The organism is Streptosporangium pseudovulgare, assembly GCF_014648055.1.
Lineage (GTDB): Bacteria > Actinomycetota > Actinomycetes > Streptosporangiales > Streptosporangiaceae > Streptosporangium > Streptosporangium pseudovulgare.
On record NZ_BMQJ01000002.1, the window covers coordinates 175489 to 192746 of the forward strand.

Genomic DNA, 17258 nt, shown 5'->3' on the forward strand with positions numbered 1-17258 from the left:
CCCTCCACCGTCACGAAGCGCAGCCTCGCCGGTCCTCGGTGACCCGGGTGCGCTGCGGATGGACCAGCGGCTGCACCGGGACCACGGGAGGCTCGGCGGAGACGGGTTCGGCCAGCTCGAACTCCAGCGTCCTCGTCTGCCGGGGGGCGAACTCCACCAGGGTGGAGTAGACCGGATGGGACCGCTCCTCGTTCCGGGTGACCGGTACGCGCTCGCCGTCGAGCCACACCGCCCTGACCTTCGTGCCGACCGCCGCGTAGAGCGACACCCATGACAGGTTGGCGCCGGGGACGTACCGGTCCCCCGTGGAGTCCAGGCGGTTGGTGACATAGGGGGGCAGCTCTTCCCTCGGAACGTCGTTGGTGAGCCGGATCCGCACCTCGCTGAGGCGCAGCCCGATCCCGCCCAGGCACCGTCCCAGCTCGTAGCCGACGGAGCGCTTCAGGTAGTAGTCGAGCTTGCCGCCGGCCGAGTTGTTGACCACCAGCTCGGCGAAGGGCCCCGGCCGTCGCGGCAGCACGCCGCCGACCGGCGTCTCGGCCAGGAGCCGCTGCTCGTCGTCCCGGCGGCTCCACACCTGGATCCTCCGCTCCCGCACCATCCGGGTCATGACCGGCAGCAGTCTCATCGGGTCGGTGAACGCGGCGGGCAGTCTCCGGCTGACGGCGGCGGCGATCCCGAGGAGGAACCGCTTGCGCGCCGCGGGGTCGGGGTAACGGGCGTAGGCCTGCCGCTCGGTGAGGTCGACGACGTTGGCGGCGGTCACCGCCTCGCCGCCGGGCAGGGTGACCGGGCCGATGAGTTCCAGCAGGTGGGACAGGCCGACCGGGTCGGTCGCGATGGCGCCGTCCAGCCGCAGGTGATGCCGCCGTTCCCACAGGCCGGTCCAGGCGGCCGCGGCGTAGGGGAAGTGCGGGGAGAGGTTGGAGACGGACAGCAGCCTCGTCGCGTACGGCCCGTAGTGCGCCCGGAACCGCGCTCCGTGCTCGACGACGGGGACGGGGCTCGCGATGGTTCCCGTCTGGGCGGAGAACCGGCCGGCGCGGATCTCGCCCGCGTCGGCCGTCAGGATGCCGAACGCGCCGACCATGCCTCCGGTGCCCCGCGCCTCGGCGTTGGTCTGGAAGGCCAGGAAGTAACGCCGCGGGCCGTGGCCCCCCAGTAGCGGGGGCAGCAGGGCGGCCGCCGTCGCGGCGTCGCCGAGGCCGTCACGCAGCCGGTCGATCTCCTGCAGGGCGGTGTTCCGCGCCCGGTCCAGTTCGTCGACTCCGGTGTCGGCCGGGGTCGCCGCCAGGCGGGCGCCCGCCCGTCCGAGCCGGGTGACCGAGTCGTCCAGGATCGGCGCCGCCCCGTCGAGCGCCGTCAGCAGGCGTCCCGTGTCACCCGTGCGGGTCCCGGCCGTGAGGACCGCGGCGCCCGCCTGCCGCACGTCCGTCAGGACGTCGGTCAGCTCCGCCGCGCTCTCGGCCAGTCCCCGCACGGCCGTCGCGATCCCCCCCACCACCGGGGCGTGCGCGATCAGCGACCAGTCCGGGCCGCCGGTGAGCCGGGCCGCCTCGGCGGCGTGCCATCGGGCGTCCCGCAGCGGCCCGGCCGTCAGCTCCAGGTCGCCCGAGGCCGCCACCGTGCGCAACCGGAGAAGCGCGTTCCTCGTCGCCTCCAGATGGTCCCGGGCGGCCAGCCCGAGATGAGCCGCCCAGCCTCCGGCGGGCACGGTGACGGCGGTGAGAGCCAGCAGGCTCATCACGGCTGTCCGGCGGTGTCTCCTATCCGGCATCGGAGGATCGGCGACGCCTCACGGAGAGCAGGACGCCCGTCGCGCCCACGGCCAGCAGGCCGCCGCCCGCGGCGGCGATGAGTCCCACGGGCGCTCCGGTGAACGGCAGTTCCGCGGCCTGGCTGCTCACCTGTTTCCGCGCCTCGCATCCCGGGCCGCACCCGCCGCCCCCGCAGCCCCCGCCGCAGTCGTCGTCATCGTCGTCGTCATCGTCGTCATCGCCGAGACCGCGGATGGGATCGAATCCGTCTCCCGGCGGGACGTCGTCCGCGGCCTTCGTCGGCCTGACCAGCAGGTCCAACGGATCCTCGTCCTCGTCCTCCGCGTCCGGGTCCCTTTCGTCGGCGTTCGCCAGCGCTTCCAGCAGCGCCGCGTCCGCCAGGTCGTCGAAGAAGTCCCCCGGCCCGAAAGGACGCGGCGGATAAGGCTTCATCTCATCACCGGGCGACTGTGCCGCCGAGGCGGCGGCGGCCACCGCACCGGCGGTCCCTAAGACGGGCGCGCCCGCGAGGGCGGCCGCCAGCAGAATTGGCACGGCGTGTCTTCTGGTCATTCCGAATTCCCCCGTATCGTCGATCCAGGCCCCGGTTCCACCGTCGGAACACGAGCGACATGTCCCCGCAACCCGTTATATTCGCCCAGACATCACACGAACGGCGCGGCTCACGGCGCTTGCCGAACGATCGGCGGTTGTTCTCCGTTATTTGACGGTCGGCTCATTTGACGCTCGGCGGGACCGCGCATCGACCCGGAAGGCGGCGCGCTCCGGCCGGACGGGACGCGCGGCGGCGTGATCTCTAGACTGCGTGCATGCCCACCGCACTGATCACTGGCGCGACGGCCGGCATCGGCGCCGCGTTCGCCCGCCGCCTGGCCGCCGACGGCTTCTCACTCGTCCTGGTCGCCCGCGACGAGGAGCGTCTGCGCTCCTCCGCCGAGACCCTTCACCGCCGCTACGGCGTCAAGACCGAGACGCTGCCCGCCGACCTCGCCGTCGACGAGGACATCGCGAAGGTCGAGGAACGACTGCGCGAGGGGGTGGAGCTGCTCGTCAACAACGCCGGGTTCGGCCACCCCGGCTCCTTCCTCGACGTGCCGGTGGCCGACGAGGTGCGGATGCTGAAGGTGCACTGCGAGGCGGTGCTGCGGCTGACGCTGGCGGCGCTGCCGGGGATGCGCGAGCGCGACCGCGGCGCGGTGGTCAACGTGGCGTCGGTGGCGGCGTTCTTCACCCGCGGCACCTACAGCGCCTCCAAGGCGTGGGTGGTGAACTTCAGCGAGTCCGCCGCCGCCGAGCTGACCGGAACCCGGGTGCGGGTGATGGCGCTGTGCCCGGGGTTCGTGCGCACCGAGTTCCACGACCGCGCCTCGATGGACACCTCCGGCATCCCCGGCTTCCTGTGGCTGTCGGCGGACAAGGTGGTGGCCGCGGCCATGCGCGACCTGGCCCTCGGAGCGCGGGTGAGCGTGCCGGACATTCGTTACAAGGTGATCGTCGGGGTCGGCAGGCTGGTCCCCCGTGGCCTGACCGGCCAGGTCTCCCGCCGCCTCGGGCGCCGCTAGGTTCCGTTCCCCGGAGTCACGGGGCCGCCGCCGGCCGGCTCCGTGACTCCGGTTCCGGGCCCCGGTCCTGAGCCGGCCGGCGGACACGAAAGGGCCCGCGCCACGGGAGGGGGTCGTGGCGCGGGCCCTTTCGGCTCACCGAGGGTGGACGGGAGCGGTCCCCCGGGGACGGTCAGACGCGGGCGTTGGCCGGGTGCCCGACCGCCAGGCCGGAGGTCGGGTCGAAGAAGTGCAGGTTGTGGGTGTCGACGACCAGCTCGATGTTCTGGCCGGGGCGGACGTGGCTGCGGGAGTTGACCCGGGCCGTCCACAGCGACTTGTCACCCACCAGCGGCAGCGCCGCCTCCTCGTCGTCGCCCGCGTCGGCGGCGGCGACGGTGTCCTGGTGCTGGACCGGCGGGGCGTCGATGAGGAACAGCACGTTGATCTCCGAGCCCAGCTCCTCGGTGACCTCGGCGCGGACCGGCAGCCGGGCCCAGCCGCCGGCGTGGCCGTTGGCGATGACGGCGTCGTCGAAGTCGGAGGGGCGGATGCCCAGGATGAGCTTCTTGCCGATGTACTGGTCCAGACCCGGCTTCTCGGTGAAGGTCTCCTGCGGCACCGGGAGGTTGAAGCCGGCGAAGGCGACCGAGGCCCCGCCGTCGCCGCGCACCAGCTCGGCGTTGACGAAGTTCATCGACGGGGAGCCCATGAAGCCCGCGACGAACAGGTTGACCGGGTTGTCGAAGAGGTTCTGCGGGGTGTCGACCTGCTGGAGCAGGCCGTCGCGCAGGACGCAGACGCGGTCGCCGAGGGTCATGGCCTCGACCTGGTCGTGGGTGACGTAGACGGTGGTCACGCCGAGCCGCTCGTGCAGGGTGTTGAGGGAGGCGCGCATGGAGACGCGGAGCTTGGCGTCCAGGTTGGACAGCGGCTCGTCCATGAGGAAGGCCTGCGGCTCGCGCACGATGGCGCGGCCCATCGCGACACGCTGGCGCTGACCACCGGACAGGGCGGCCGGCTTGCGCTTGAGGTACTGCTCCAGGCCGAGCATCTTGGCGGCCTCGTTGACCCGCTTGGAGATCTCCGCCTTGGGCATCTTGCGGAGCTTCAGACCGAACGCGAGGTTCTCCTCGACGGTCATGTGCGGGTAGAGCGCGTAGTTCTGGAAGACCATGGCGATGTCGCGGTCCTTCGGCGGCAGGTGGTTGACCACCCGGTCGCCGATGATGATCTCGCCGCCGCTGATGTCCTCGAGCCCGGCGATCATGCGCAGCGCGGTGGACTTGCCGCAGCCGGAGGGGCCGACCAGCACCATGAACTCACCATCCTTGATCTCAAGGTTGATGCTGTTCACGGCTTTCACGCCACCCGCGTAGATCTTGTCGACGTTCCTGAGAACGATGGATGCCATCACAGTCCTTCGCGCCTCGGGCCAACCCCGCGTTCACCCGATGTGGATACGTTTTCATGCATCTCATCGGAACGGGGCACCCCTGTCAAGGGTTTGTCCCGATTTCAGCTTGTCCAGCGCCCCGAAGACGCCGCTCCGCACTGGATCGAATACGGAAAACATGATGGAATCGTTTCCATGAGCATGCGTCGTACGACCATCAAGGACGTCGCCGAGGCGGCGGGGGTCGGGGTGGCCACCGTGTCGCGGGTCCTGTCCGGCGGCTCGGCCAGCCCGGAGACCAGGGAGCGGGTGCTGACGGTCGCGACCCAGCTCGACTACCGGCCCAGCGCGCTCGGCCGCAACCTGCGCCAGCGGCGCTCCGGCGGGATCGGCCTGCTGGTGCCCGACGTCACCGACAGCTTCTACGGCCGCCTGGCCGACGGCGTGCTGGCCTGCGCCCGCTCGGCCGGCGAGCCGGTGATCCTGGGCGCCACCGGCGACGATCCCGAGCGCGAGGCCGAGATGGTCGGCATGCTGCTGGAGCAGGGCGTGGGCCGGATGATCGCGATCCCCTCCGGGAGCGGGGAGATCTGGGAGCCCACCCTGCGCACCGGGCTGACGACGGTGTTCGCGCACCGGGTGCCGGCCGGGCGCGGCGACGTGCCCGCCGTCCTGGCCGACGACCGGGCGGGCGTGCGGACCGCGGTGGACTACCTGACGGGGCTGGGCCACCGCCGCATCGCCTACCTGGGCGGGCCGGGGCAGGAGCAGCGCGTGGCGGCCTTCCGCGAGGCGCTCGGCCCCCTGGTGGACGAGGAGCTCCTCGTCTTCGCCCGCGGCAGTCGCGACTCCGCCTACGCCGCCGCGGCCGGGCTCCTCCAGCGCCGCCCCGACCTCACCGCCGTGCTCGCCGGGGGCAACCTGCTGGGCGAGGCGGCCGTGCTCGCCGCCCGGGAGCTGGATCTGCGGGTGCCCAGGGACCTGTCGCTGGTCATGTTCGACGACGTTCCCTGGGCCGAGCTGTGCGCTCCCCCGCTGACCGTGATCGCCCAGCCGGCCCAGGACATCGGGTACCGGGCGGCCGAACTGGTGCTGCGCGGGGGCGGCCGGCGCCCCCGCGGCGTGCTGCTGCCGACCGAGCTGGTCGTGCGGGGCAGCTGCGCCCCTAGAGGGACTTCTCGATCGCCGCGATGACGGCGGGGTCGCCGGGCTCGACGCGGGGCCGGAACCTCGCCAGCACCTCCCCCTCCCTGGAGACCAGGAACTTCTCGAAGTTCCACTGCACGTCCCCGGCCTCGCCGTCGGCGTCGGCGGCCGTGGTCAGCGCGGCGTAGAGCGGGTGCCGGTCCTCGCCGTTGACGTCGGTCTTGGCCAGCAGCGGGAAGTCCACGCCGTAGGTGGCCGAGCAGAACTCCCGGATCTCCTCCGGACCGCCGGGCTCCTGGCCCATGAACTGGTTGCACGGCACCCCGACGACGGTCAGGCCCCGCTCACGGTAGGCGCGCTGGAGCTCGACGAGGCCGGCGTACTGGGGGGTGAGCCCGCACCGGGAGGCCACGTTCACGACGAGCACGGGCCCGTCACCGGTCAGCTCACCGAGCGTGGTGGGGGCGTCATCGAGCGTGCGGACGGAAATATCACGAATTCTCATGATCTGCAGCTTATTCCCGCTGTCACATTCAAGAGTTATGACGCCCGCCCCGGGAAATGTGACACAGCTCATAGGCGGTGCGCCCAGCCCCTCGCCGATATCTTGATCGAACTCTAACCGATCTTTGACATGGATCTTGACTTTCCCTGTCGGCTTGGCCCGTCCCGGGGGCGCTGCGGCATCGTGTCGGCGTCCCCCAGCCAGACGAACCAGACGAAAGGGATACGCCTATGCCGACGCTCCGCCGTACCGGTGTCCTGCTGGCCTCCTCGGCGCTGGCCCTCAGCGCCGGGGTCGCCACCCAGTCCTCCCCCGCCCTCGCCTCCGCCACCCGCACCTCGGCGCAGGCCAACAAGGCCATCGGCGCGTCCATGGTCGCGGCGCGGGGATGGAGCAGGGCGCAGTTCGGCTGCCTGAGCCTGCTCTGGGCGAGGGAGAGCGGCTGGAACCACCGGGCCAGCAACCGCTACTCCGGCGCCTACGGCATCCCCCAGGCCCTGCCCGGAGGGAAGATGGCCAGCGCCGGGCGCGACTGGCGCACCAACCCCAGAACCCAGATCAAATGGGGTCTTTCGTACATCAAGCAGCGTTACGGCACGCCGTGCGGGGCATGGACGCACTTCCGCTCCCACGGTTGGTATTGATCCAAACCCCATCCCGGGCCGATCTTCATCCCTTCCCCCCGCATAGTGGAACGGCGGCCGGCAAGAAAGCCGTCGCCGAACCGCCCGGGTACCGACAAGAACCCGCAAACATCCTTCCTTCGCGTGCCGCAGTCGGCGACCGGCGCTCTCCGCGCGTACTAGAAAGCGCCGTAGAGAGATCGCCGCGGGCCTCATGCCGGAATCGGGCCGGCGAGACCGCGCGGGCTTCCGCATCCGAGCCACGGGTGCCGGAACGTCGAGCGGCGGGGGAGCACCGTCTCCCCCGCCGCCTCCCGCACGCGGCCAGCGAAAAAGGACTGATGTGGACAGTTATCGCGTTCTGCGTAACGCAGTTGTGACCATGCTCGCCACCTCCACCATGGTGGGCCCGGCGGCGATCGGGTGGGCCGAGGAGCTCGCGGAACCCGTCCTGCGGAAGCAGGCCGGGGCGATGGTGCACCGCGGCACCTGGTTCACCCGGGCCAAGCCCGTCAGGCTCGCCGCGAGGACCGCCAGCAGCAGGAACAGGGCGATCGCCTTCCGTCTGCTGGCCCGGCGCGCGTGGTCCTACGACCAGTTCCGATGTCTCGACAGCCTGTGGACCCGGGAGAGCGGCTGGAACCACCAGGCCCACAACCCCTCCTCGGGCGCCTACGGCATTCCCCAGGCCCTGCCGGGCTCGAAGATGAGCGGCAGCGGCGGGGACTGGCGGTCGAACCCCGCCACCCAGATCCACTGGGGGCTGGGCTACATCAAGAGCCGTTACGGGACGCCGTGCGGCGCGTGGGGTCACTTCCAGGCGAGCAACTGGTACTGACGCGCGGTGCGGAGTGCCCAGGGGAAGGGAGCACTCCCGCCGGCGGCGGACCGGAAGACCGCAGAGAGGACCGTCCGGCCCGGCGGGCCCACCCGAACCGCCGGAGCCGTCCGGACCACCGGGACCGTACGGACCGCCGGAACCACCCGGACCGGCGGGACCGTACGGACACCGGAGCCGGACCACCGGCGCCCGGGGCTCACGAGGCCCCGGGCGTCACCCCGTCAGCCGTACGGCTTCAGCTGCACGGCGACGGCCTGGATGAGCATCTCCAGGCCGAACTCGAACTCCGCCTCGTGGTCGCAGTCGGCCAGCGGCCCGGCCAACCCGCTCACCTGCGGGAACAGCAGCGGATCCGCGTCGGCCACCGCGATGTCGGGGCGGTGCACCGGGGCGAACGTCGGGGTCACGCCGACCTCGCGCAGCAACGAGCCCACGATGTAGGCGATGAACACCCGCAGGACGCGCACGGCCTCCCGCCCGCCGAACCCGGCGTCGCGCAGTGTGGACAGCGCCCGCTCCACCGGCAGCAGCCCGGCGGTCGAGTTCAGCTGGCGGCTGACCACCACCATCGTGCAGCGCGGGTAGTGGTGGGCGATCTGCCGGAACGCCCGCGCCTGCATCCGCACCCGGTCGGTCCACTCGGCGTCGGGGTCGTCGGTGAACTCGATCTGCGAGAGCACAGCCTCGGCCACGCCGTCCAGCAGGGCCGACTTGCTGGGCACGTGGTTGTAGAGCGACATGACGCCCACGCCCAGGTCCGCAGCGATCCTGCGCATGGACACGGCGTCGGCGCCCTCGCGCTCGATCAGGTCGATGGCGGCGGCGACGATGCGCGGGCGGGACAGCGGCTCGGCGGGCATGGCGCCATTGTCTCCTCTCCTCACGCACGCGTGCCCGTCCCTTGACGCGCGCGCGGCACGGGTGCCAGTCTCGCAAGTGTACGTACGGTGTACGTCCCTGGAGGCCAGATGTCGACGCACGACCTGTACGCGATCCCCGCCGAGCTTTCCACGTGGGACGTCGAGGCGGCCGGAGCCGCCCGCTTCACGTGGGAGTACGACGAGGGCCGGGACCGCATGCTCGCCCTCTACCAGAAGGGCAAGGACAAGCAGTGGGACTCCGTCAAGCGCATCGACTGGGACCTTGAGGTCGATCCGTACGACGTGCTCGGCGTCCCCGACACCACCATCGCCATCTACGGCACGCCGCTGTGGGACAGGATGGACGAGAAGCAGCGCAAGGACGTCCGCCTGCACAACGCCTCATGGCAGTTCTCCCAGTTCCTGCACGGCGAGCAGGGCGCGATGATCTGCTCGGCGCGGATCGTGGAGTCGGTCCCCGACCTCGACTCCAAGTTCTACGCCGCCACCCAGACCATGGACGAGGCCCGGCACGCCGAGACCTACGCCCGCTTCCTTCAGGAGAAGGTCGGGCACGCCTACCCCATCAACCCCCACCTGAAGGCGCTGCTGGACAGCACGCTGAGCGACTCGCGCTGGGACATGCCCTACCTCGGCATGCAGGTGCTCATCGAGGGCCTGGCGCTGGCGGCCTTCGGGGTGATGCGCGACATCACCACCAAGCCGCTGCCCAAGCAGATCCTCGCCTACGTGATGCAGGACGAGGCCCGGCACGTGGCCTTCGGCCGGATGGCGCTGCGCGACTACTACCGCCAGCTCAGCGAGACCGAGCTGCGTGAGCGCGAGGACTTCGTCATCGAGGGCTGCTACCTCATGCGCGACCGGCTGCGCGGCCGGGAGACGTGGGAGACCATCGGCCTGAGCCGGGCCGAGGTCGCCCAGGCCATGGAGGCCGTCGACCAGTCGGAGTACATGAAGCTGTTCCGCTCCCTGCTGTTCAGCCGCATCGTCCCCTGCGTCAAGGACATCGGCCTGTGGAGCCCGCGCCTGCAGCAGGCCTACGCCGACATGGGGGTCCTGGACATGGCGGGCCAGAACCTGGACGCCCTCATGAGGCAGGACGAGGACATCGCCGAGCGGCTCGACGCCGAACGGTTCGCCGCCGAGGAGACCGAGCGCCGCGACGAGGTGGCCGAGACGGTGGCCCTCGGCGGCTCCTGACCACCGCATCCCGCCGGCCGGCGCCCTCCTGCCCGGCCGGCGCCCTCCTGCCCGGCCGGCGTCCTCCCCGCCCGGCGGCGGCGACATCAACGACCGCACTCGGTTCACAGCCGCGACGGAGGCCGTTCCGGCGCCGCGAGCCGGCTCCGGCGGGTTCCGCACCCGCCCCGATCACGTGATCGCCCCGGCCCCGCATCCGCCCCGATCACGTGATCGCCCCGGCCCCGCATCCGCCCCGGCCACGTCATCGCCCCGGCCCCGCATCCGCCCCGGCCACGTCATCGCCCCGGCCCCGCATCCGCCCCGGCCACGTCATCGCCGACAGGGGCTGCGGCTCCCGCGTCATCCGCGCCCACCTGCGCCGACGAGGCGTCAGCGCGACCATCCCCGAACGCGCCGAGGCTCGCCTCCAGCTATCGCCGCCCTAATGCCACTTGCTGGCAATTGCAACTTATGTGCAGAATGTGGTGCTTTCGCGCACGATGATCGTTCGACCTCGAACCTCCGGAGACTCACCACATGAGCCGCCCGCCTCGTATCACCCCGGCCATTGGCGACAACGCGCCGCCGAAGGCGGTATCACGATCATGAGAAGGCTGTTCGTCCTGGTAGCGGCTCTGACGCTGACCGCCTGCTCACCGGCTCCCGCCACTCAGGAGACCGGCCGGGAGGCCGGGCAGGCGGCGGCGCCGCAGGCCGGTTTCCCGGTCACGGTGGAGAACTGCGGACGCAAGCTCACGTTCGACAGGCCACCCGCCAAGGTGGTGACCGGCTACCACCCCGCCCTGGAGACCCTGCTCGCCCTCGGCCTGGGCGACCGAATCGCCGGGCGCACGAACTTCTCCGAGAGCCCGTTCCTGCCGGGGCAGAAGGAGCAGTACGTCAAGATCCCGGAGATCTCCGACACGATCATGCTGCCGCAGAAAGAGGTCATGCTCGCCCAGGGCGCGGACTTCGTCCTGGACAACGCGATGGCCGGCTTCGACGCCGCCGGCGGTTACGCCACCGTAGAGGAGCTGGACGCGGCCGGCTCCCTGGTGTACATCCTGGGCGGCTGGTGCAGCCCCGAGGAGGTGCTCGAGTTCACCATCGACGACACCTACGCCGACCTGCGCAATCTCGGCTCGATCTTCGGTGTCCCCGACCGTGCCGACGCGCTGATCAGCGAACTTCGGGGCGGGCTCGCCGACGTCACGAAGCGCGTCGCCGGCCGTACCCCGGTCAGGGTGCTGGCCGCCGACGGCGGTAAGGGCCCGGTCAACGCCTACGGCGGCGCGGGCATCACCAACCAGATGATCACCGCCGCCGGTGGGACGAACGTGCTGGCCGACGTCAAAGGCGACTACACCGAGGTCAGCGCCGAGAAAGTCAGCGCGGCCCAACCCGAAGCCGTCCTGATCAGCGACTACGCCACCCTGCGCGGCGAGGACATGCCGAGCTCGCCGGCCAAGGCCGCCGAGGCCTTCGCCATCGCCAGGAACAGCCCGGCCGCCAAGGACCGGCGCTACCTCGCGCTTCCCGTGGCGGCCCAGCACCCCGGCTACCGCAACATCCTGACCATCGCCGACATCGCCCGCTTCCTGCACCCCGACGCGTTCGCCCGGTGACCAGCGCAACCCGGCAGAGCCCGGCACAGACCGGGCTCGTGCCGAAGAACCGCCGCGCGAGCGGGTTCCCCCTGCTCATCGCCGCGCTCGCCGTCGCCGTCGTCGCCTCGACCTGGCTGGCGGTGAGCATCGGCGCGGTGCACGTCGCCCTGCCCGAAGCCTGGGGCATCGTCGCCGACCGCCTCCTCCCCGGCGTCCCGGCCGACGGGGCGCCACGCACCTGGACCCCGGCGCAGGAGCAGATCGTATGGGAGTTCCGGCTGCCACGCGCGCTACTGGCGCTCCTGGTCGGGGCCGGGCTGGCGGTGGTCGGGGCGGTGCTGCAGGCCCTGGTACGCAACCCGCTGGCCGACCCGTTCCTGCTCGGCATCTCCTCCGGCGCCTCGTTCGGCGCGGTGCTCGTGCTGATCCTGGGCGCCTCGGCGCTGGGCGGGCTCTCACTGTCGGCCGCGGCCTTCGCCGGATCCCTGCTCTCGCTCGCCCTGGTGTACGTGCTGGCGCAGCGGTCCGGCCGCCTGTCCCCGTCCCGGCTCGTGCTGGCCGGGGTGGCGCTGGCGTACCTGTTCCAGGCCGCCTACAGCTTCGTCCTGCAACTGGCGCAGAGCGGCCGGGCCGCCCAGCAGGTGCTGTTCTGGCTGATGGGCAGCCTCGGCGGCGCCCGCTGGCACATGCTGCCGCTGCCGGCCGTCGTCCTCGCCGCCGGGGTGACGTACCTGCTGCTGCAGCACCGCCCGCTGAACGCGCTCGCCGCCGGAGAGGAGACGGCCGTCTCGCTCGGCGTGAACGTGCACCGCTTCCGCCTGACCCTGTTCGTGCTGACCTCGCTGCTGGTCGGCGTGCTGGTGGCCACCAGCGGTGCGATCGCGTTCGTCGGCCTGATCGTGCCGCACGCCGCCCGGCTGCTCGTGGGCGCCGACCACCGCCGCGTGCTGCCCGTCGCCGCCCTGCTCGGAGCCGTGTTCCTGCAGCTCGTGGACATCGCCGCGCGCACCGTCAACGCGCCGCAGGAACTGGCGCTCAGCATCGTCACCGCCCTGTTCGGCGTGCCGTTCTTCCTGTGGCTGCTGCGCCGCCGCTCCGTGGACCGGGCGGTGAGCGTCACGTGAAGCTCGACCTGCGCGGCGTGTCCGTCGCGCTCGACGGCCACCCGATCGTGCACGAGGCCGACCTGCTGGTGGACGACGGCGAGTTCGTCGGCCTGGTCGGGCCGAACGGCTGCGGCAAGTCCACCCTGCTCCGTTCGGTCTACCGGGCGCTGCGCCCCGCCGCCGGGCTCATCGCCGTGGACGGTGACGACGTGCACCGGCTGCCCGCCCGCCAGGCCGCCCGGCGCACCGCCGTGGTCGCCCAGGAGATCCCGGCCGACCTCGACTTCACGGTGGCCGAGATCGTCTTCATGGGCCGCACCCCGTACAAGGCCGACGCCGCCGCCGACGAGGAGCTGTGCGCGCGGGCGCTGGAGCGCGTCGGCCTGACCGGCGCCGCCGAGCGGATCTTCGCCACCCTGTCCGGCGGGGAGAAACAACGCGTCCTCCTCGCCCGCGCCCTGGCCCAGCAGACCCGCCTGCTCCTGCTGGACGAGCCCACCTCCCACCTCGACGTCCGCCACCAGCTGGAGATCCTGCATCTCGTGCGCGAGCTGGGCATCGCCACCCTGGCCGTGCTGCACGACCTCAACCAGGCCGCCGCCTTCTGCGACCGCCTCTATGTGATGAACGCCGGCCGCATCATGGCCGGCGGGCCACCCGGCCAGGTCCTCACCCCGGACCTGATCCGTCAGGTGTACGGCGTGCGCGCCGTACACCGCACCCAGCTCGTCTTCGAGCGGCTCAAGGAGGAGCGGTGATCCCCCGGCTGCTGGCCCTGTCGCCGTCCATCCGGTGGCGCCTGGCAGGGCTCGTGCTGTTGCTGCTGTCCATCACGGCCACCTACGTCGGCCAGGGCGTGCTCGTCGCCCAGGCCCTGTCCCGCATCTTCGCCGGGCACGGCGCGGGCTCGATCATCTGGCTCGTCGCCGCGGTCGTCGCCCTGCAGCTCGTCCGCAGCGCCGCGCTGGCCGTGCGCGAGCCTGTCGCGCTGCGGGCCTCGGGCGCCGTCAAGGCCGAGCTGCGCCGCCGCCTGACCGCCAAGCTGCTGCGGCTCGGCCCCGCCCACGCCCAGCGCGGACGCACCGGCTCCGCGCAGACCACTCTTGTGGACGGCATCGAGACCACCGACGCCTACATCAGCAGGTTCCTGCCCCAGGTGATCGCCGCCGTCCTCGGCGCGGTCGCGGTGACCGCGTACCTGTTCACCCTGGATCCGCTGGTCGGCGCCGTCGTCCTGGCCTGCGCGCTGCTCATGCCGGTGCTGCCGCTGGTGTCGGACCGCGTGCTGCGGGACCGCAACGCGGCCTGGCTCCGCGGCTACAAGGGCCTGTACGCCGAGAACCTGGACGCGCTGCAGGGCATGGCCACGCTCAAGGCGTTCAACGCCAGTGGCCGCCGCGGCGCCGAGCTGGCCCGCCTGGCCGAGCGGTTCTGCCGCGACTCGATCCGGCTCATGGCCGTCGTCGTCGGCTACGTCGGCGGTGTGGCGTTCATCATCGGCCTGGGCACCGCCGTGGCGCTCGGCACCGGGGCGATGAGGCTGGCCGCCGGCGAGCTGACCGTCACCGAACTGCTGCTCGTTCTGCTGCTCACCGCCGAGAGTTTCCGGCCGCTGAAGGAACTGGAGGCGGCCTACCACTCCAGCCACAGCGCCGTCCCCTCGCTCAAGGCCGTCTTCGAGATCCTCGACACCCCCGAACCCGCGCAGGGCACCACCCCGCTCGACCTGACCGGACCCCCCTCGCTGACCTTCGACGACGTCCTGTTCAGCTACCCCGGCCGCGACCGCCCCGCCCTCGACCGTTTCACCCTCGACATCGCACCGGGCGAACGCGTCGCCCTCGTCGGCCGCTCAGGAGCAGGCAAGACCACCGTCGCCTCCCTGCTGCTGCGCTTCTTCGACCCCGGCACAGGGCGGGTGAGCATCAACGGCGTCGACATCCGCGACCTCCCCCTCGACCGGCTGCGCGCCCTGGTCGCCGTGGTGTCCCAGGACACCTACCTCTTCCACGGCACCGTCCGGCGCAACCTCGCCCTCGCCCGCCCCGGCGCCACCGCCGATCAGCTCGAAGCCGCCGCCCGCGCCGCCCGGGCACACGACTTCATCGCCGCCCTGCCCGACGGCTACGACACCGTCGTGGGAGAGCGCGGCCTGAAGCTGTCCGGCGGCGAACGTCAGCGCATCGCCATCGCCCGCGCCCTGCTCAAGGACGCCCCCATCCTCGTCCTCGACGAGGCCACCTCCGCCGTGGACGCCGCCAACGAGGCCGCCATCCAGCACGCACTGGACGCCCTGTCCGGCGGCCGGACCACGCTGATGATCGCCCACCGGCTGTCCACCGTCCAAGGTGCCGACCGGGTCATCGTCATGGCCGACGGCCGCATCCAGGAGGCCGGGCCACCTGGTGAACTCCTGGCCGGTCAGGGCGCCTACGCCCGCCTGGTCGCAGCGCAGAACGGAGCCACCCGATGACAGCCGCCACCGCCGTCGCGCTCGACCGTCCCGGCGGGTCCCGGTTCCGGCCCGTCCTGGCCCTGCTCGGCCCGCACCGGCCCCTGCTGCTGGCCGCGATCGTCAGCGGCGTCGCCCACCATCTGGTCGTCCTCGCCTCCGCCGGTGTCGGCGCGTGGGTCGTCAGCCGCGCCATCACCGGAGCCGCACCCGGCGACCTGCGTGGCGGCCTGGTCGTTCTCGGCCTCCTCCTGCCCTTCCTGGCTCTCACCCCGTGGCTGGAGTCCTACCTCGCGCACGTGGCCGCCTTCCGCGTGCTGGCCGACGTCCGCGGCCGCGTCTACGCCGCCTTCGAACGCCTCGCCCCCGGCTACCTCCTCCAACGCCGCTCCGGCGACCTCGGCGCCGCCGCCATCTCCGACGTCGAGCAGCTGGAGCTCTGGTTCGCCCACACCCTCAGCCCGCTGGTCAGCGCCGTCACCGTCCCCGTCGCCGCGCTGAGTGCCCTGGCCGTCTTCCATCCCGCCCTCGCCGCAGCCCTCGCGCCCGCTCTGATCCTGCTCGCCCTCCTACCCGCCTGGCTGCGCAAACGGGCCGCCGCCCAGGGCGCGAGGCTGCGCGCCGAACTCGGCGAGTTCAACGCCGAAGCCGTCGACACCCTTCAGGGCCTGCGGGAGCTGCTCACCTCCGGCGCCGGAGCCCGCCAGCTCGACCGCCTCGGCGAGCAGAACCAGCGGCTCCTGGAGGCCAAACTCGCCCACGGCCGCCGCTCCGGCCTCGAACACGCCGCCACCAACGCCGCCACCACGCTCGGCATGCTCGCCGTGCTCGTCACCGCCGCCCTGCTGACCTCGGCGGGCAGCCTGCAACCGGCGTTGTTCCCCGTCGCCGTCGTCCTGGCCGCCACCACCTTCGCCCCGGTCGTCGCCGTCACCGACGTGGCCCGCGACCTCAACCTCGTCGTCGCCGCCGGGGATCGCATCATGACCGTCCTGAACACCCCAGCCCCGGTCACCGACCGCGTCACCGCCCCGCCCTCCGGCCCCATCGAGCCGCACGTCCGCTTCGAGGCGGTCCGTTTCCGCTACGCCCCCGGCTTGCCCGAAGCACTCGCCGGCGGCACCTTCGACATCGCCCCCGGCGAGACCGTCGCCCTGGTCGGCCACTCCGGAGCGGGCAAATCCACCTGCGCCAGCCTCCTCATGCGCATGTGGGACGTCACCGCCGGCACGATCACCATCGGCGGCCACGACATCCGCGACTTCCCCCAGGACGATCTACGCCGCCTGATCACCCTCGTCCCCCAGGACGTCCACCTGTTCGACGTCTCGCTGCGTGACAACATCCGCCTCGGCCGCCCCGAGGCCACCGACGAAGAGGTGGAGACCGCCGCCCGCGCCGCCCACGCCCACACGTTCGTCACCGGCCTGCCCGACGGCTACGACACCCTGCCCGGCGAACTCGGCGCACGCCTGTCCGGCGGCCAGCGCCAGCGCATCGCCATCGCCCGCGCCCTCCTCAAGGACGCCCCCATCCTGATCATGGATGAGGCCGTCTCCAACCTCGACGCCGAAAGCGAGCAGGAGGTCGCCGCCATGACCGCGGCCCGCCGCGACCGCACCACCCTGGTCATCGCCCACCGCCTGTCCACCATCCGCACCGCCGACCGCATCGTCGTCCTGGACGACGGCCGGGTCGCCGAAATCGGCACGCACGCCGAACTCCTCGCCACCCGTGGCGCCTATACGCGGCTCCTCGCCACCCAACTCGCCGGCTGATCACCTCAGGCATCGCCACCCGCCACGACGAGCTCACCTGCCATCGCCCGCCTGCCGCCATGGCTCAGACGATCCGCGGAACAGGTCCTAGCGGGTGAGGACGAAACCGATCGCGCCGGCGGCGACGGCCATCGTGCCGAGCCAGGCGATGACGGCGTCGGCGCGGTCGTCGAGGGGCAGGCCCTCGTGCAGGGCCCGCTGGACGCGCCGGTAGCGGACGCCGATGCGGGACAGCAGCAGCGCCCCGCAGAGGGCGGCCAGGACGAAGGGGAACGCGACGGCCGGCTGGACGCCGGTGCGCAGGACGATGCCCCCGGCGCCCAGACCGCCGACGGCGAGCGTGGCGGCGGTGCGCATCCAGGCCAGCCGGGTGCGCTCGTTCTGCAGTCCCTCGTCCCACAGGTTGTTCATCGGGTCACCTC

At 72.1% G+C, this 17258-nt stretch carries 16 protein-coding genes; 10 read left to right on the plus strand and 6 right to left on the minus strand.

The genetic code is table 11. The annotated features are described in order from the left end of the window. Positions 1-10: 10 nt before the first annotated feature. Positions 11-1744 (minus strand): DUF4012 domain-containing protein, encoded by a 1734-nt coding sequence (locus tag IEZ10_RS04650; RefSeq protein WP_189245214.1) that lies wholly within the window; start codon positions 1742-1744, stop codon positions 11-13. Positions 1745-1766: 22 nt separating this feature from the next. Further along, positions 1767-2312 (minus strand): LPXTG cell wall anchor domain-containing protein, encoded by a 546-nt coding sequence (locus tag IEZ10_RS04655; RefSeq protein WP_229810957.1) that lies wholly within the window; start codon positions 2310-2312, stop codon positions 1767-1769. A gap of 275 nt (positions 2313-2587) precedes the next feature. On the opposite strand from IEZ10_RS04655, the gene IEZ10_RS04660 reads away from it, so the two are divergent. Beyond that, on the plus strand, positions 2588-3340 hold the full coding sequence (locus IEZ10_RS04660; protein WP_189245215.1) for an SDR family NAD(P)-dependent oxidoreductase: 753 nt from the start codon (positions 2588-2590) through the stop codon (positions 3338-3340). 172 nt (positions 3341-3512) lie between these two features. On the opposite strand, the gene IEZ10_RS04665 is transcribed toward IEZ10_RS04660, so the two are convergent. Continuing rightward, the gene (locus IEZ10_RS04665; protein WP_189245216.1) at positions 3513-4733 is read right to left on the minus strand and encodes an ABC transporter ATP-binding protein; all 1221 of its coding nucleotides are present in this window, start codon (positions 4731-4733) and stop codon (positions 3513-3515) included. Between the two features lie 177 nt (positions 4734-4910). Between IEZ10_RS04665 and IEZ10_RS04670 the strand changes: the two genes are divergently transcribed. Further along, positions 4911-5909 (plus strand): LacI family DNA-binding transcriptional regulator, encoded by a 999-nt coding sequence (locus IEZ10_RS04670; protein ID WP_189245217.1) that lies wholly within the window; start codon positions 4911-4913, stop codon positions 5907-5909. Here IEZ10_RS04670 and IEZ10_RS04675 read toward each other — a convergent pair. Next, entirely contained in the window at positions 5881-6366 is a 486-nt protein-coding gene (locus IEZ10_RS04675) for a glutathione peroxidase (protein WP_189245218.1), read from the minus strand. The genes IEZ10_RS04670 and IEZ10_RS04675 overlap by 29 nt on opposite strands. Positions 6367-6596: 230 nt before the next feature. Between IEZ10_RS04675 and IEZ10_RS04680 the strand changes: the two genes are divergently transcribed. Both IEZ10_RS04680 and IEZ10_RS04685 read left to right on the plus strand, forming a co-directional pair. Continuing rightward, on the plus strand, positions 6597-7010 hold the full coding sequence (locus IEZ10_RS04680; RefSeq protein WP_189245219.1) for an aggregation-promoting factor C-terminal-like domain-containing protein: 414 nt from the start codon (positions 6597-6599) through the stop codon (positions 7008-7010). A gap of 322 nt (positions 7011-7332) precedes the next feature. Next, positions 7333-7827, plus strand: coding sequence for an aggregation-promoting factor C-terminal-like domain-containing protein (locus tag IEZ10_RS04685; RefSeq protein WP_189245220.1), 495 nt, complete (start codon positions 7333-7335; stop codon positions 7825-7827). 224 nt (positions 7828-8051) lie between these two features. Here IEZ10_RS04685 and IEZ10_RS04690 read toward each other — a convergent pair whose 3' ends face one another. Next, entirely contained in the window at positions 8052-8690 is a 639-nt protein-coding gene (locus IEZ10_RS04690; protein WP_189245221.1) for a TetR/AcrR family transcriptional regulator C-terminal domain-containing protein, read from the minus strand. A gap of 108 nt (positions 8691-8798) precedes the next feature. Between IEZ10_RS04690 and IEZ10_RS04695 the strand changes: the two genes are divergently transcribed. The 6 genes from IEZ10_RS04695 to cydC all read left to right on the plus strand — a co-directional run bounded on the left by IEZ10_RS04695 (position 8799) and on the right by cydC (position 16836). Further along, a complete protein-coding gene (locus IEZ10_RS04695; protein ID WP_189245222.1) occupies positions 8799-9911 on the plus strand; it encodes a ferritin-like domain-containing protein in 1113 nt (370 codons plus the stop codon). Between the two features lie 587 nt (positions 9912-10498). Further along, the gene (locus IEZ10_RS04700) at positions 10499-11518 is read left to right on the plus strand and encodes an ABC transporter substrate-binding protein (RefSeq protein WP_189245223.1); all 1020 of its coding nucleotides are present in this window, start codon (positions 10499-10501) and stop codon (positions 11516-11518) included. Further along, the gene (locus tag IEZ10_RS04705) at positions 11515-12624 is read left to right on the plus strand and encodes a FecCD family ABC transporter permease (protein ID WP_229810958.1); all 1110 of its coding nucleotides are present in this window, start codon (positions 11515-11517) and stop codon (positions 12622-12624) included. Before IEZ10_RS04700 ends, IEZ10_RS04705 begins: the two co-directional genes overlap by 4 nt. Further along, positions 12621-13364 carry an ABC transporter ATP-binding protein gene (locus tag IEZ10_RS04710; protein WP_189245224.1) on the plus strand — a complete coding sequence of 248 codons (744 nt, stop codon included), beginning with the start codon at positions 12621-12623 and terminating at the stop codon, positions 13362-13364. The genes IEZ10_RS04705 and IEZ10_RS04710 overlap by 4 nt, the downstream gene beginning before the upstream one ends. Continuing rightward, positions 13361-15079: an ABC transporter ATP-binding protein/permease gene (locus IEZ10_RS04715; RefSeq protein WP_189245225.1), complete on the plus strand. Its 1719-nt coding sequence runs from the start codon at positions 13361-13363 to the stop codon at positions 15077-15079. Before IEZ10_RS04710 ends, IEZ10_RS04715 begins: the two co-directional genes overlap by 4 nt. Continuing rightward, positions 15076-16836, plus strand: a complete 1761-nt coding sequence (gene cydC, locus IEZ10_RS04720; protein WP_189245226.1) for a thiol reductant ABC exporter subunit CydC — start codon at positions 15076-15078, stop codon at positions 16834-16836. Before IEZ10_RS04715 ends, cydC begins: the two co-directional genes overlap by 4 nt. Before the next feature lie 87 nt (positions 16837-16923). On the opposite strand, the gene IEZ10_RS04725 is transcribed toward cydC, so the two are convergent. Beyond that, positions 16924-17247, minus strand: coding sequence for a DUF202 domain-containing protein (locus tag IEZ10_RS04725; RefSeq protein ID WP_189245227.1), 324 nt, complete (start codon positions 17245-17247; stop codon positions 16924-16926). Between the last annotated feature and the right edge of the window lie 11 nt (positions 17248-17258).

Coding starts and splice junctions, on each gene's coding strand:
- IEZ10_RS04650 (WP_189245214.1), bottom strand. CDS start 1,744: ATGAGCCTGCTGGCTCTCACCGCCGTCACCGTGCCCGCCGGAGGCTGG.
- IEZ10_RS04660 (WP_189245215.1), top strand. CDS start 2,588: ATGCCCACCGCACTGATCACTGGCGCGACGGCCGGCATCGGCGCCGCG.
- IEZ10_RS04665 (WP_189245216.1), bottom strand. CDS start 4,733: ATGGCATCCATCGTTCTCAGGAACGTCGACAAGATCTACGCGGGTGGC.
- IEZ10_RS04670 (WP_189245217.1), top strand. CDS start 4,911: ATGAGCATGCGTCGTACGACCATCAAGGACGTCGCCGAGGCGGCGGGG.
- IEZ10_RS04675 (WP_189245218.1), bottom strand. CDS start 6,366: ATGAGAATTCGTGATATTTCCGTCCGCACGCTCGATGACGCCCCCACC.
- IEZ10_RS04680 (WP_189245219.1), top strand. CDS start 6,597: ATGCCGACGCTCCGCCGTACCGGTGTCCTGCTGGCCTCCTCGGCGCTG.
- IEZ10_RS04690 (WP_189245221.1), bottom strand. CDS start 8,690: ATGCCCGCCGAGCCGCTGTCCCGCCCGCGCATCGTCGCCGCCGCCATC.
- IEZ10_RS04695 (WP_189245222.1), top strand. CDS start 8,799: ATGTCGACGCACGACCTGTACGCGATCCCCGCCGAGCTTTCCACGTGG.
- IEZ10_RS04700 (WP_189245223.1), top strand. CDS start 10,499: ATGAGAAGGCTGTTCGTCCTGGTAGCGGCTCTGACGCTGACCGCCTGC.
- cydC (WP_189245226.1), top strand. CDS start 15,076: ATGACAGCCGCCACCGCCGTCGCGCTCGACCGTCCCGGCGGGTCCCGG.
- IEZ10_RS04725 (WP_189245227.1), bottom strand. CDS start 17,247: ATGAACAACCTGTGGGACGAGGGACTGCAGAACGAGCGCACCCGGCTG.